Below are 13,780 nucleotides of genomic sequence, written 5' to 3'. Positions count from 1 at the left end.
TACCGTCGACGGATGCCAATGCAGATCACCGATGACCAAACCAAAGCCCTGACCCAAGCCGGTCTGAACCTGATCGCTCAGGCGCTGACGATCTATGACAGCGACCTGCGCCTTGCGGTCTGCAACGGGCCGTTTCAATCCATGTTCGATCTGCCCGATGAACTGGTCACCCCCGGCGCGCCGTTTGAGGATACGATCCGCCACCTTGCCGGAACCGGCGAATATGGTGAGGTCACGGATGTCGATGCCTTCGTGGCCGAGCGTGTCGAACAGGCGCAGGCTTTTGTGCCGCATTACATGGAACGCACCCGCGCGAACGGGCGCACCATCAGCGTCGAAGGCTCCCCGCTGCCGCAGGGCGGCTGGGTCACCGTCTATACCGACATCACCAACACCAAACGGCAAGAGGCGCTGTTGCGCGCGCGGTCCGATGCGCTGAGCGATCAACTGCTCTCCCATGCCGAACAACTCGCCGCCAGCAACCGCAAACTCGAAGCGACGATCACGGCGCTGGAAGAAGCCAAACGGCAGGTCACCGAAAGCGAAGCCCGCACCCGCCTGACGACCGAGATGATGCCAGCCCATATCGCCCATGTCGACGAGAATGGCCGCTATATCTATTCCAACCGCCGTCTGAGCAGTGTCATGCCGGGACGGCCCAGCAATATCTACGGACTGCACATCAGCGACGCGCTTGGGGCCTCCGCCTATGCGCGGATCAAACCGGCGCTGACCCAAGCCTATGCGGGCAGCCCGGCGGTGATCGAGTTCACTCATGACGCCTCTGCCCGCCGGATACGCGGTGCCTTCACCCCCGATGGGCGCGGCGGGGTTTACATCCTGTCGATGGACATCACCGAAGAAACCCAGACCCGCGTCGCTCTGCAACAGACGCTGAAACGCGAGCTCGCCTCACGGATGATCTCTGGGCTGGCGCATGATTTCTCAAACCTTTTGACGATCATTCTGGGGATGCAGTCGAAACTTGCCCGCCTGCCTGACATGCCGCGCCAAGCGGGCGAATTGGTCGAAGGCACCTTGGCCGCCGCGCGGCGGGGCGGCACGCTGCTGAGTTCCATCGCCGATGTGACAGAACCCCGCGCCCTGCGCCCCGCGGCCACCGATCTCGCCGATCTGCTGAACGAGCTTTCGACCCTCGCCGCCCCCACTCTGCCGCCGAAATGCGCGCTGGTGGTGCGCAATGACGCGCCGGAGGGGTCTGTCCTGCTTGATAAAGGGCGGGTGCAGGACGCGCTTTTGAACCTTATCCTTAATGCCCGCGATGCCTGCGGCGCGCAGGGCACGATCACGCTGACCCAACGGCTGGTGCATGACACATGGACCGAATGGGTGATCCACGATACCGGGCCGGGCTTCTCTCCCTCTGCGCTGGAGCGTGGGGTCGAGCCGTTTTTCACCACCAAGGGCAGCGAGGGGTCGGGGCTGGGCCTGCCGATGGTCTACGACATGACCAAATCCGCAGGCGGCGATCTGCGGCTGAGCAATGCCCCCGAGGGCGGCGCGCAGATCAGCCTGCGCCTGCCCTACCGCGCCACCGTGCCCGCCACGACAGGACTGGTGCTGCTGGTCGAAGACACGAGTGATATCCGCGCTGTGGTGCGCGACATGTTGATGGATCAGGGCCATTCGGTGATCGAGGCCACCAGCGCCGATGAGGCCACGGCCCTGATCGCTGATCTGCCCGACATCACCCTTGTCCTCTCGGACATCCAACTCACCGGCGAAGGCACCGGCATCGACCTTGCCCGGCGCGTCGGCAGCAGCCTGCCGCTGTTGCTGATGACCTCCTTGCCCCCCGACCACCCGCTTTTCGTCGAGGCGCAGACCCTCGCGCCGGTGCTGCGCAAACCCTTTGAAAAAGACGATCTGCAAGCGTTGATCGCCCCATTGAAAGCCACCGCCCCATGAGCCGTGATACCGCCCCGCGCCCACTGGTCACCATTCTGGATGACGAACCCGAGATCCGGCAGATGCTGTCGGACACCTTGCAGGAAGCGGGCTTCGACACGCTCAGCTTTGGCCGCGCGCGGGCTTTTGAGGCCGCCTTGGCCAACCATACGCCCGATGTCTGCCTTGTCGATCTCAGCCTGCCCGACACCGACGGGCTGACGCTGGTACATCGGCTGGCGCTGGAACAAGGCGCGATTGTGATCATCATCTCGGGCCGCGCGCAGGTGCAAGACCGGGTGACCGGGCTGGAACTGGGGGCCGACGATTACATCATCAAACCTTTCGATCCGGCGGAAGTGGTCGCCCGCATTCGCGCGCGCCTGCGCAGCGCCAAGCCGACGCCACAGGCTGGCACCACCGCGCGGTTCAACGGCTGGACCGCGCATTTCGACCGCTATGTCTTGCAGGATGCGACAGGCACCGAGGTGACATTTTCCCACGCCGAAGGCGAGGTGCTGCGCCTGTTCCTAGACGCACCGAAACGCCTGATCAGCCGCGCGCAGATGCAAGAAAGCCTTGGCGGCGTCGCCTCGGAAAGCTTTGACCGGGCGATGGACGTGCGCATCTCGCGGTTGCGCACGAAACTTGGCGAAGACCCGAAGAACCCGCAGTTGATCAAGACGATCTATGGCGCGGGCTATATCTTCCTTGGCGATGTGGATTGGGACTGACGGCGCTCAAAGCGCCGCGACGGCCCGGCCCAGCACCTCAACCGCCGCGACCAGATCGTCTTCGGCTGTGTCCTCTTCGAAAGCATGGCTGATCCCATTGATCGACGGCGCGAACAACATCGCCACGGGCATCAGCCGGGCCACATTGGTCGCGTCGTGCAAAGCCCCCGAGGGCATCTTGCGCCACTTGCCCGGCGCTACCGTCTCCGCCGCATCGGCCAGCGCGTCGCGCAGCCGGGCATCCATCGCCACCGGCTCCAACCCCAACATCGGACCAAAAGACAGCTCCATCCCGCGGGTCTGGGCGACCTCTTCGGCAGTCTCGCGGATGATCGCTTCCATCCGGGACAGACGGTCGCTGTCGCCGTCCCGCCACTGCATGGAAAATACCGCTTTGCCCGGCACGATGGACGAGGCATTGGGATGCAGGCTGACATGGCCGATCGTCCAGACGGTGCTGGGCGTCACCACATTGCGCAGCCGGTCATTGAGCAGGCTGTTGAAGGCAGATACCGCTTGAAAGGCATCCTTGCGCACAGCCATCGGCGTGGTGCCCGCGTGGTTCTGCTGGCCTTCAAAGGTCACCTTCATATCGCGAATGCCGACGATATCAGTGACGACACCGATCTGCTCGCCACTGTCATCCAGCGTCGGACCCTGTTCGATGTGCAACTCGATATAACCGGTGAACTGCGCGGGATCGACGGGGCCGGTGACCATACCCGTCATCGCGCGGCGCGCCTCGGCCAGGCTGACCCCGGCGTGATCGGTGAGACTGTCAGCATCCATCTGATCCAAAGCGCCGGACCAGACGGTCGAACCGGTGGTCACGCCAAAGCGCCCCTCTTCGTCCTGAAACGACACGACCGAGACCGCAGGCCCCCCGGCCTCCTGTGCTGCGCGGGCCACTTCAAGTGCGGCGATCACACCCAAGGCACCATCAAGCCAGCCGCCTTCGGGCTGGCTGTCGGAATGCGACCCCAGCAGGATCGACGGCCCCTCGGCAAGTCCGAAGAGGTTACCCATGGCGTCGACCTCAACGGTCAGCCCTGCGTCGCGCATCCGCCCGGCAAGCCATTCTCGCGCCTCCACATCGGCAGCGGAATAGGCCGGGCGCACCACGCCCTTGCCCACACCCGCTGCGCCAATGGCACGCAGGTCATGCAGGTCTTTCAGAAATCGGGCGGCATCAATCTTCATCTTTAAAACTTTCTTTACTCGGCGGCGACGGCCCCTTTCGCCGCCTCCACCCTAACGGCAGAGAACTTAAACTCCGGGATCTTGCCGTAGGGGTCAACCGCTGGATTTGTCAGGATATTCGCCGCCGCTTCGACATAGGCGAAGGGCAGGAAAACCATGTCGGGTGATACCGCCCGATCCTCGCGGGCCATGATTTCGATACTGCCGCGTTTGGTCGACAGCCGCACATGTTCGCCCGGGGCGACGCCGAGGCGACGCAGGGTCGACGGGTGCAACGAGCAATTCGCCTCCGGCTCCAGCCCGTCGAGCACCTTGGACCGCCGCGTCATCGACCCGGTATGCCAATGCTCCAACTGGCGCCCCGTGGTCAGGATCATCGGATACTCCGCATCGGGCACATCATCAGGGGCCACGATCGCGGCGGGGGTGAATTTGGCACGGCCTTCGGGACGCGGGAAACCCTCGCTAAAGACAATCGCCTGCCCGGGATCGTTTTCGCTGAGCGACGGGTAGGTCACCGCATTCTCCTGCGCCAGCCGGTCCCATGTGATATTGTCGAGCGAGGCCATGTTGCGCTTCATCTCGGCAAAGACATCCGCCGGGCTTTCGTAGTCCCAACCCAGCCCCAGCCGCTTGGCCAGTTCCACCTCGATCCACCAATCCTCGCGCGCCTCACCGGGGGGCGACACCGCGGGGCGGCCCATTTGGACCTGTCGGTTGGTGTTGGTCACAGTGCCCGCCTTTTCGGCAAAGGCGCTGGCGGGGAGGATCACATCGGCGTAATTCGCCGTTTCGGTCAGGAAAATGTCCTGCACCACCAGATGATCAAGCTTGGCAAGGGCCGCGCGGGCGTGGTCAACATCCGGGTCCGACATCGCCGGGTTTTCACCCAGCACATACATCGCCTTGATGTCGCCGTCATGCACCGCGTCCATGATCTCGGTCACGGTCAGCCCCTTCTCGGCGCTAAAATCACCCGAGCCCCAGACGTCGGTAAAGGCGCTGCGCACGCCGTCGTCCTCCACCGGTTGGTAATCAGGCAGAAACATCGGGATCAGCCCCGCATCAGACGCGCCCTGCACGTTATTCTGGCCCCTGAGCGGGTGTAGCCCAGCACCGGAGCGGCCAATTTGGCCGGTCATCAGCGCAAGACTGATCAAACAGCGCGAATTGTCGGTGCCGTGGATGTGCTGGCTCACCCCCATGCCCCAAAAGATCATCGCCGCATTGGCCCCTGCAAAGGTTCGCGCCACATCGCGCAGCACCTCGGCCCCGATCCCGCAGATGGGGGCCATCTTCTCGGGGCTGAAGTCCTTCAGATGTGCCTTCTCGGCCTCCCAATTCTCGGTATAGGCCGCGATATATTGTTCGTCATAGAGCCCTTCTTCGACGATCACATGCATGATCGCGTTGAGCATCGACACATCGGTGCCGGGGCGGAATTGAAGCATATGGCTGGCGAAGCGCCGCAACCCCACGCCGCGGGGGTCCATCACGATCAGCTTGCCACCGCGTTTGGTGAATTGCTTGAAATAGGTCGCGGCGACGGGGTGGTTCTCAACCGGGTTCGCGCCGATGACGATGGCCACATCGGCATTTTCGATCTCATTGAAGGTGGCCGTGACAGCGCCTGAGCCGACGTTCTCCATCAGCGCCGCCACGGATGAGGCGTGGCACAGCCGCGTGCAGTGATCGACGTTGTTATGGCCAAAGCCCTGGCGGATCATCTTTTGAAACAGATAGGCTTCTTCATTGGTGCATTTCGCACTGCCAAAGCCCGCCACCTCGCGCCCGCGCCCCTTGAGGCCCTGTGCCGCGAAATCCAGCGCCTCGTCCCATGTGGCCTCGCGGAACACCTCGCCCCAATTGCCCGGATCGACATTCAGCCCTTTGGCGGGCGCGTCCTCGCGGCGGATCAGCGGTTTGGTCAGGCGGTGATCGTGGTGGATATAGTCAAAGCCAAAGCGGCCCTTAACGCAGAGCCGCCCTTCGTTCGCCGGGCCGTTGATACCTTCAACATATTTGACCTTGTTGTCCTTCACCTTGAGCGAAATCTGACAGCCCACACCACAGAAGGGGCAGATGCTTTCGATCTCACTGTCGTAATCCGCAGAGTCACCTATCTGCGCCTCATCCACCACCGTGGCAGGCATAAGCGCCCCCGTCGGGCAGGCTTGCACGCATTCGCCGCAGGCCACACAGGTCGATGCGCCCATCGGATCGTCGATGTCAAACACCGGATAGGCATCGTGACCGCGCCCGGCCATGCCGATCACGTCGTTGACCTGCACCTCGCGGCAGGCGCGGACGCAGAGGTTGCACTGGATACAGGCATCAAGGTTCACACGCATCGCGACATGGCTGTCGTCCAACAGCGGAATGCGGTCCCGCTCAAGCTTGGGAAAACGGCTGCTTTCCACCCCGCTCAGCGCCGCCATCTCGCGCATATGGCTCGACTTGTCGTGGGCCACGTCCTGCGCGGGCTGGTCGGCCAGCAGCAGTTCCATCACCATCTTGCGGGCATTCTCGGCCCGCGCGTTGTTGGTCGTGACAACCATCCCCTCGGCAGGTTCGCGGATGCACGAAGCCGCCAGCACGCGCTCGCCCTCAATCTCAACCATACAGGCGCGGCAGTTGCCGTCGGGGCGGTAACCGGGGGCAGGTTTGTGGCAGAGATGCGGGATCTTCAGACCCCGGCCATTGGCCACTTCCCAGATGGTCATGCCGGTTTCGGCCTCGACGGTCTGACCATCAAGCGTGAATGTGATCCTCTCGGACATGGCTACCCCTCCCGCTGGCTATTGACCAAACTATAGACAAAACCCGGCCCGTGTCAGGGGCCAATCCCGACACCCCGTCACGGATAAACGCCGCCGCAGCGCATTGGATTGTATGGCCCGACAAGCTGCCCTATCACTTGGGCGAACAGTGAAAGCCATTTGATGTCCCACATTACCCTGATCCGCCACGGCCAAGCCAATTCCACCGCCAAGGACGAGCTAAGCTATGACCAACTTAGCCCGCTTGGCCATGAGCAAGCCGCATGGTTGGGCGAGCATCTGCGTCACAGCGAAAGCCACCACACGCGGCTCTATACCGGCACCCTGACCCGCCATATCGAAACCGCCGAGGCGATGAAGACCGGGCTGGAACCCATCCGTGACGCCCGGTTGAATGAGCTGGAATATTTCACCCTTGCCAATCTGATGGAGCAACAGCACAAGGTGCCCTTCCCCCGCGCGGGCGAGTTTGTGCACCATCTGCCGCAGGTCTTCGACTATTGGAAAGCGGGCAAGCTTGCCGACACGCCCGAAACCTACGAGCACTTTGAGACCCGTGTTCAATCCGCGCTGGCCGAGATTGCCGAGGGCGAAGGCCCGGCGCTGGTGGTGACCTCGGGCGGGCTGATTTCTTTGGCGATGGCGCAGGCCATGGGCGTGGGCATTCCGGCGATGGCGCGCTTGGCGCTGGCGATCATGCATACTTCGATGCACCGGCTCTTTCCCATCGGCGGGCATTGGTCGCCCGTGCTGTTCAATGCCGTGCCGCACCTTGACCGTCCCGACCGCCGCCTTGCACAAACGCATATCTGATCCCTCGCCCGCGAAAGGCTGCCCCCATGCTGAAACTCCACTACGCCCCCGGCACAATCTCAGTCGCCGTTGCCATTGCACTTGAAGAAGCGGGGCTGGCCTATGAGCCGGTGAAGGTCGATTTCGCCGCCGCCGAACAGACCGGCGCGCCCTATCTGGCGTTGAACCCAAAAGGCCGCGTGCCGACCCTCGTGACCGAAGCGGGCAGCGCCCTGACCGAGACCGGCGCGCTTTTGGACTATGTCGCCGCCCGTGCGCCCGATGCGGCGCTGGTCCCGGCTGACCCTGAGGCCGCGGCGCATATGCGCGGGGTGATGTACTACCTCGCCTCGACCATGCATGTGGCCCACGCGCATAAAATGCGCGGCCACCGCTGGGCCGACCAGCAATCGAGCTTTGACGACATGAAAGCCAAGGTGCCGCAGACCATGGCCGATTGCGCGGCCTATGTCGAAAACCACGCCTTCCGGGGCGATTACGTCGCGGGCGACAGGCTATCGCTGGCCGATCCTTATCTCTTTGTCGTGTCGGGCTGGCTCGAGGGGGACGGGGTCGACCGCGCCAATTTCCCCCAGCTAAAGGCTTTCGCCGCCCGCATGGAGGACCGCGCCAGCGTGAAAGCCATCCGTGAAAAAGGAATGCTGGTATGACCCATCTGTGGCTGCGCGCCGAACAGCGCGACAATGAGACCCGCACTGGGCTGACGCCCGAAGGGGCCGCCGCGCTGATCGCGACAGGCATGAAGGTGAGCGTCGAAGACAGCGACAGCCGCGTGATCCCCACCGCCGCCTATGCGCAAGCGGGCTGCGAGATCGTCCCCGCGCATAGCTGGCCTGACGCCCCGCACGATGCCGTGATCTTTGGCCTGAAGGAACTGCCCGAAGACGGGACGCCCCTGCCCCATGTCCACATCATGTTCGGCCACGCCTACAAGGGCCAATCCTCGGGGCGGACGTTGTTGGAACGGTTCAAGGCCGGTGGCGGCACCTTGCTGGATTTGGAATATTTGACCGATGATACTGGCCGCCGCGTTGCCGCCTTTGGCTATTGGGCGGGATTTGCCGGGGCTGCGGTGTCTGTCAAATGCCGCATCGCGCAGCTGCGCGGAGAGACTTGCGGCCCGGTGCAGCCCTACCCCGATGCCGAAGCCCTAAAATCGGCGCTGGCCGAGGACCTCGCGCAGGTCGATGCGGGCCAAGACCGCGCGCTGGTGATCGGCGCTTTGGGCCGCGTGGGGCGCGGGGCGAGCGATCTTTGCGAGGCTTTGGGCATTCCCGTCACCGGCTGGGATATGCCTGAGACCGCCCACGGCGGGCCATTCCCTGAGATCCTCAAGCATGCCTATTTCTTCAATTGCATCCTCGCAGGCCCCGAGACTCCGGCCTTCGTCCGCCCCGATGCCCCAAAGGCAGAGCGCGCGCTGCGGGTGATCGGCGACATCGCCTGCGACCCAGACAGCGCCTTCAACCCTGTGCAGGTCTATGCCCGGGCGACCACTTGGGCGGAGCCAGCGCTGCGTGTGCATGACGCCCCGCCGCTGGATGTCATGGCCATCGACAACCTGCCCTCAATGCTGCCGCGCGAAAGCTCTGAGGATTTTGCAGGGCAGTTGCTACCGACCCTGCGGGCCTTGCCAGAGGTAGACAATCCCGTCTGGCAAGGTGCGCGGGAGCTGTTTGACCAGCATGTCGCAAAGGTCTGAGGTCAGGAAAAGAACCGGTAGTAAAGCCAGTCCGGCAGGAACCGCCCCAAACGGAACAGCAGCGAAAACCCGTAGGGGAAATCCAGTTTGAAACTGTCGCCGTTCATATGCTCATAGACCCGCCGCGCGGCGTCTTTCGGCTCCATCAAAAAGGGCATTTTGAAATCGTTTTTGTCGGTCAACTGGGTCTTGATGAAACCGGGGTTGATCACCTGAACCTGTACGCCGGTCTTGCGCAGATCGGCGTGCATCGATTCCGCCAAAGACAGGGTCGCCGCCTTGGAGGCCGTATAGCCGATTGAGCCGGGCAAACCGCGATAGGCGGTCAGGCTTGAGGTGATGACGATATGCCCGTGGTCGCGCGCGACCATCTCTGGCACCACTTGTCCCAGGACACGCATCAACCCGGTGAAGTTCACATCGGCCATGGTCACGCCATGCTCGGCCTGCCACTCCTGCGCAGCAAAGGGCCAATAGGCCCCCGCCAGATAAACCAACCCGTCGATTGGCCCCACATCCTTTGCCGCCTGCGCCACATCCGCGTCATCGGTCACATCCAAGACCCGCACCCGCGCCCGGCCCGGCAGGGCCTGCGCCAGCTCGGTCAGCTTGTCCTCGGAGCGAGCCGAGAGGATCACCTCGACCCCGGTGCGGCTAAGCTGATGTGCCAGTGCCGCCCCAAGCCCGTCGCTTGCGCCCACCAGCCAATAGGTCTTGCCTTGCCAGTCTTTCATCTTTCCTCCGCCGGTCGCAACGTGGCGACCAATTCTGCTACTTTGATCCCGAATTTCCGAAACTGGCTGCGGTTCACGATGGTGCCATCGGGGGTGAGATACATCCAATCGACAGTTTTCAGCACATGACTGCCCAGTTCTTCGGGCAGTCGGATACGATAGCGCAGCTGCAAGGTCGGTCCAGCCTGAACGCCCTGCCCCACGCCGATCACATCCGGGGCGGTGCTGGTGAAATTGCCGTTCTCGCCCAATGTGACGGTCCATTCGCGCTCCTGACGCGAACCGTCGTTATAGCGAAAGGTTTCGGCCACGGTGGCCACATTCCCCTCCCAAGACACGTCGAAATTGGCCGTGAAGCTGCTGGTGACCCGGCCTAGGGGGCCGAAAATCACGCCTTCGCAAATCATTTCATCGCGCAGATGCAACCGCAGGTCGAAGACGGGGAAAGAATCGACATAGTCGCTTGGCGACTGGCCATGAAACTCCCCCAAACGGCGGCGCAAAAAAGTGAGCAATAGACCAAGGCCAAGCCCGACAGCGATAAAGATCAACGGCTCTGTCACGGTGTCTCCACGTCTTTTGCACTGGCGAGCAGAGCGATCGCCAGCAATTTCAAGGCGCAAGGTACACCGGCATAGAACCAGATCAACAGGGATATGGATGTGTCGGAACTGGTTCCCGCTGCGGTCTGCAGCCCTGCGCGTTCTAAAGCTGGAAGTAGAGCAACGGCCGCGAAAGCCAAGGTCAATTTGGAGACGAAGGACCAGAGGCCAAAACCTTCGGCAGCCGAGGGGGAAATCTGCGCCATGCGGCTGGCGAACATGGCAGGCAAAAGGGTCAAATCCGCGCCCAATACCGCGCCTGAGGCCAGACAGACCAAGGCGAAAAGCGCAACATCCCCCGGCCCCAGCAACATCGCCCCGCCGAAGGATGCGATGCCCAAAGCCATTGCGACCAGCAGCACCCGACGCGGGCCGTGCCGCTCTGCCAAGATCCCCCAAAGCGGTGCCGCCGCTGCCGCTGCAAGGAAAAACAGCAGCAAAAGCGGCCCCTCCCACCCCGGCGCCTCAAGCGCCAGTTCGACGTAGAAAAGAAACAGGGTCGAGGTCACGGCAACCGGGGCGGCATTGACCAGCGCGATCAACAACAGCCGCCGCGCCTGCGCATCGCGCAACACGGTGCCGAAGCCACTTTCCATCGGCAGCACCGCCGCCCGCCACTCGCCCCGCATGGCGACCGTGGCCCAAAGCGCCAAGATCGCAAAGCCAACAGCAAACCCGGCAAAGGGACGATCCAGCCCGACGCCCAGTAGCAAAGGCGCGACAGAGGCCAGACAAACCCCCAAAAGCGCGCCCGTCTCGCGCCAGCGGGCAAGGGTCAAATGCCCCGCGCCCGGCAGGCTGTCGGCCTTGGCAACCCCTTGTGCATAGAAACAGATGGTCAGAAAGCTGAAGGCGGAAAACACCAGCGTCAGCATCAGCGCGAACCACAGCACCGGCGCCACCGGCGCGGGCATGGCAAAAAGCCCCAGCATCGCCAGCGCCATCACCGCGCCTGCCACCGTCACCGCAGTGCCGCGCTTGTCGCGCAGCTTTTGGGCCAACCAACCAAGGGCGGGGTCCTGCACCACGTCCAACAGCCGCAAACCAAAAAGCACCGACCCAAGTGCCGTCAGCGAGACCCCGTATTCATCGACATAGAACTTCGGCGCGTGAATGTAGATCGGCAGCCCCGCCGACGCGAGCAATGCCGCGAAAAGCGCATAGGCGGGCAGCCGGGCCGCGCGTCCTGTCATCGGCCACCCGCGCCATGCGCCGCATCACGGGATACGTCGACATTGGGCGCCTCGGGGCGGGCGCGAAACCCCGCCCGCTTCAGCCAAAGCTTCAGCGCCTGCCAATGGATCAGCGCCAGCACCCGCCGCGCACCGAAAGGGCGGCGCAGCAGGGACCAAAGGATACCGCGATTGGTCAGCGGCGCACGCGGCCCGGTCAAAGTGGCAATCAACCCGTTCTCCCCATCCGAGAAATCGATCCAGATGCCGATCCGCTCAGAGGTGATATCGAAACGAAAGACATAGCCACCCGAGACATCTTGGAAGGGGGAGACATGCATGAGCTTTGCCGCCTTCAGCCTGTCGTCGGGCGCGATCGGGCGTAGGTCTGCATGATGGCACAGATAGGAATGCCGGTCGCCATAGGTGTTCGTCACCTCGGCGATCACCGCGATCAGCGCATCATCCGCCCGACGGCACAGCCAAAAGCTGACCGGATTGAAGACATGGCCCAGCACCCGCGGCTGCGCCAACAACTCTATTCGCGCAACGCCTGTGATGCCATGCGCCGCCAAGACCTCGCGCACCCAAAGCGCACCGCGCCCCTGCCCCGGCGCGCCGCCATGGTCACTGTCTTGCAGGCTGGTCAGGCCAGCGCCATTGCGGGTGAAAAGAGTGGGCGCCCTCAGCGCCGTGGCCTCGGCATCGCAGATCACATAGTCGACCGAATAGCGGAAACGGTTCTCTACCGCACCTTTGCGGCCATGAAAGGTTTGGCCCCGGATATGATCGACGCCCGCCGTCACTCCGCCGCCAAGGGTGCCGCCCGCGCGGCCTGCATCCGCTCGACCACATCCACCGCGCTGGCCAGCCCGTCTTCGTGAAAGCCATGCCGCATCCAAGCGCCGCAGAACCATGTATTCTGGCTGCCGTTGAAGGCGCGCACCTCGTCCTGTGCGGCCAAGGCGGCAAGGTCATAGACCGGATGGCGCAGGGTGACTTGATCATAAATCAGATCTTCGCGGATGCTGCGTTTGGTATTGAGCGTCACGAAATGCAGATCGTCCTGTGGGATCGGCTGCAGCGAGTTCATCCAATAGGTCAGGTCGATCCGGTCTGATTTTTGTTCTCGATCCTCGGTATAGACCCATGACGCCCAAGTAGAACGCCGCTTGGGCATGATGCTGGCATCGGCGTGCAAAACGATGTCGTTGGGCTGATAGCGGATTGCGCCCAAGGCGCGCTTCTCGGCCTTAGTCGGATCGGAAAGCATCGCCAACGTGTCATCGGAATGAGTAGCAAAAATCACCTCGTCGAACGCCTCCCACTCGCCGCCCCATGCGCGTACCTCTGCGCCTTGCGCGGTGCGGCGCACGGCCTGCACCGCGCAATCGGTACGCAGGTCAACGCCATTGGCGCGCAGAGCATTCTCCAACCGGTCAACATACTGCCGCGAGCCGCCCTTCACCGTGTACCACTGATGCTGGCCGGAATAATTCAGCAGCGCGTGGTTCTCAAAAAAGTTGACCATGGCATGGGCCGGGAAGTCCATGATTTTCTCGGTCGGGGTGGACCAGATCGCGCCGGAAAGCGGCGAGAGATAGAAGTCGCGGAAATAGCGCCCGGTGCCAAGCCGGTCGAGAAACTCTGCGATGGTCATCGACGGGTCACGCGACACCGCCAGCGCGTTCTTGTTGAAATGCACGATATCGCGCAGCATCCGCAGGAAAGGCGGGCTGAACATATTGCGTTTCTGGGCAAAGACCGCGTTGAAACTGGTCAGCGCATATTCCAGCCGCCCGCCATCAATCGACGCGCCAAAGCTCATGTTCGACGGCACCACCGGCACGTCCAATTCGGCAAACAGCGCCGCGAGATGCGGATAGTTGGCATAGTTGAACACGATAAACCCGGTATCGACCGGCTGATCGCCGTTCTTTCCGGCCATCACCGTCCGCGCATGGCCGCCGATCTTGGCTCCCGCCTCAAACAGGGTCACGCGGTCCGTTGGCGCCAGCATATGCGCCGCCCCCATGCCGGAAATACCGCCACCAATCACGGCGACGCGCCGGCCGCGCGGATGCTGGGGGTCGGTGCTGTCGTTCAGAGCTTCAAAAGGCATAAGGGTCCTGCTT

At 63.0% G+C, this 13,780-nt stretch carries 12 protein-coding genes; 5 read left to right on the top strand and 7 right to left on the bottom strand.

Features of this window, described 5'->3' with window-relative positions; translation table 11 throughout:
- The first annotated feature begins 18 nt into the window (after positions 1-18).
- A complete protein-coding gene (locus K3762_RS02330) occupies positions 19-1,929 on the top strand; it encodes a PAS-domain containing protein (RefSeq protein ID WP_132444153.1) in 1,911 nt (636 codons plus the stop codon).
- Entirely contained in the window at positions 1,926-2,642 is a 717-nt protein-coding gene (locus tag K3762_RS02325; RefSeq protein WP_132444152.1) for a response regulator transcription factor, read from the top strand. Before K3762_RS02330 ends, K3762_RS02325 begins: the two co-directional genes overlap by 4 nt.
- 6 nt (positions 2,643-2,648) lie before the next feature.
- Here the strand turns inward: K3762_RS02325 and K3762_RS02320 are convergent, their stop codons facing one another.
- The gene (locus tag K3762_RS02320) at positions 2,649-3,842 is read right to left on the bottom strand and encodes a Zn-dependent hydrolase (protein WP_132444151.1); all 1,194 of its coding nucleotides are present in this window, start codon (positions 3,840-3,842) and stop codon (positions 2,649-2,651) included.
- Positions 3,843-3,856: 14 nt separating this feature from the next.
- Positions 3,857-6,622 (bottom strand): formate dehydrogenase subunit alpha, encoded by a 2,766-nt coding sequence (gene fdhF, locus K3762_RS02315; protein WP_132444150.1) that lies wholly within the window; start codon positions 6,620-6,622, stop codon positions 3,857-3,859.
- Positions 6,623-6,784: 162 nt separating this feature from the next.
- Here fdhF and K3762_RS02310 point away from each other — a divergent pair, with 162 nt between their 5' ends.
- Genes K3762_RS02310 through K3762_RS02300 form a run of 3 tightly spaced genes read left to right on the top strand, consistent with a single transcriptional unit; the run spans position 6,785 to position 9,137 of the window.
- Positions 6,785-7,435 carry a histidine phosphatase family protein gene (locus tag K3762_RS02310; protein WP_120350055.1) on the top strand — a complete coding sequence of 217 codons (651 nt, stop codon included), beginning with the start codon at positions 6,785-6,787 and terminating at the stop codon, positions 7,433-7,435.
- Between the two features lie 26 nt (positions 7,436-7,461).
- Positions 7,462-8,085, top strand: coding sequence for a glutathione S-transferase family protein (locus tag K3762_RS02305; protein ID WP_120350054.1), 624 nt, complete (start codon positions 7,462-7,464; stop codon positions 8,083-8,085).
- Entirely contained in the window at positions 8,082-9,137 is a 1,056-nt protein-coding gene (locus K3762_RS02300) for a saccharopine dehydrogenase (protein WP_132444149.1), read from the top strand. The genes K3762_RS02305 and K3762_RS02300 overlap by 4 nt, the downstream gene beginning before the upstream one ends.
- 2 nt (positions 9,138-9,139) lie before the next feature.
- Here K3762_RS02300 and K3762_RS02295 read toward each other — a convergent pair whose 3' ends face one another.
- From K3762_RS02295 to K3762_RS02275, 5 genes are read right to left on the bottom strand one after another with little or no spacing between them, the layout of a single operon-like run.
- The gene (locus tag K3762_RS02295; RefSeq protein WP_120350052.1) at positions 9,140-9,871 is read right to left on the bottom strand and encodes an SDR family oxidoreductase; all 732 of its coding nucleotides are present in this window, start codon (positions 9,869-9,871) and stop codon (positions 9,140-9,142) included.
- Positions 9,868-10,434 (bottom strand): DUF3833 family protein, encoded by a 567-nt coding sequence (locus tag K3762_RS02290; RefSeq protein WP_205570893.1) that lies wholly within the window; start codon positions 10,432-10,434, stop codon positions 9,868-9,870. The genes K3762_RS02295 and K3762_RS02290 overlap by 4 nt, the downstream gene beginning before the upstream one ends.
- Entirely contained in the window at positions 10,431-11,666 is a 1,236-nt protein-coding gene (locus K3762_RS02285) for an MFS transporter (RefSeq protein WP_132444148.1), read from the bottom strand. Before K3762_RS02285 ends, K3762_RS02290 begins: the two co-directional genes overlap by 4 nt.
- The gene (locus K3762_RS02280) at positions 11,663-12,451 is read right to left on the bottom strand and encodes a DUF1365 domain-containing protein (protein ID WP_132444147.1); all 789 of its coding nucleotides are present in this window, start codon (positions 12,449-12,451) and stop codon (positions 11,663-11,665) included. Before K3762_RS02280 ends, K3762_RS02285 begins: the two co-directional genes overlap by 4 nt.
- Positions 12,448-13,767 carry an NAD(P)/FAD-dependent oxidoreductase gene (locus K3762_RS02275; RefSeq protein WP_132444146.1) on the bottom strand — a complete coding sequence of 440 codons (1,320 nt, stop codon included), beginning with the start codon at positions 13,765-13,767 and terminating at the stop codon, positions 12,448-12,450. The genes K3762_RS02280 and K3762_RS02275 overlap by 4 nt, the downstream gene beginning before the upstream one ends.
- Between the last annotated feature and the right edge of the window lie 13 nt (positions 13,768-13,780).

Source organism: Sulfitobacter sp. W074, assembly GCF_025142275.1.
GTDB lineage: Bacteria > Pseudomonadota > Alphaproteobacteria > Rhodobacterales > Rhodobacteraceae > Sulfitobacter > Sulfitobacter profundi.
Note: the sequence above shows the minus strand (reverse complement) of the source record. Positions and strands in the feature narration are given on the sequence as shown.

Coding starts and splice junctions, on each gene's coding strand:
- K3762_RS02310 (WP_120350055.1), top strand. CDS start 6,785: ATGTCCCACATTACCCTGATCCGCCACGGCCAAGCCAATTCCACCGCC.
- fdhF (WP_132444150.1), bottom strand. CDS start 6,622: ATGTCCGAGAGGATCACATTCACGCTTGATGGTCAGACCGTCGAGGCC.
- K3762_RS02305 (WP_120350054.1), top strand. CDS start 7,462: ATGCTGAAACTCCACTACGCCCCCGGCACAATCTCAGTCGCCGTTGCC.
- K3762_RS02285 (WP_132444148.1), bottom strand. CDS start 11,666: ATGACAGGACGCGCGGCCCGGCTGCCCGCCTATGCGCTTTTCGCGGCA.
- K3762_RS02320 (WP_132444151.1), bottom strand. CDS start 3,842: ATGAAGATTGATGCCGCCCGATTTCTGAAAGACCTGCATGACCTGCGT.
- K3762_RS02275 (WP_132444146.1), bottom strand. CDS start 13,767: ATGCCTTTTGAAGCTCTGAACGACAGCACCGACCCCCAGCATCCGCGC.
- K3762_RS02300 (WP_132444149.1), top strand. CDS start 8,082: ATGACCCATCTGTGGCTGCGCGCCGAACAGCGCGACAATGAGACCCGC.
- K3762_RS02325 (WP_132444152.1), top strand. CDS start 1,926: ATGAGCCGTGATACCGCCCCGCGCCCACTGGTCACCATTCTGGATGAC.
- K3762_RS02330 (WP_132444153.1), top strand. CDS start 19: ATGCAGATCACCGATGACCAAACCAAAGCCCTGACCCAAGCCGGTCTG.
- K3762_RS02295 (WP_120350052.1), bottom strand. CDS start 9,871: ATGAAAGACTGGCAAGGCAAGACCTATTGGCTGGTGGGCGCAAGCGAC.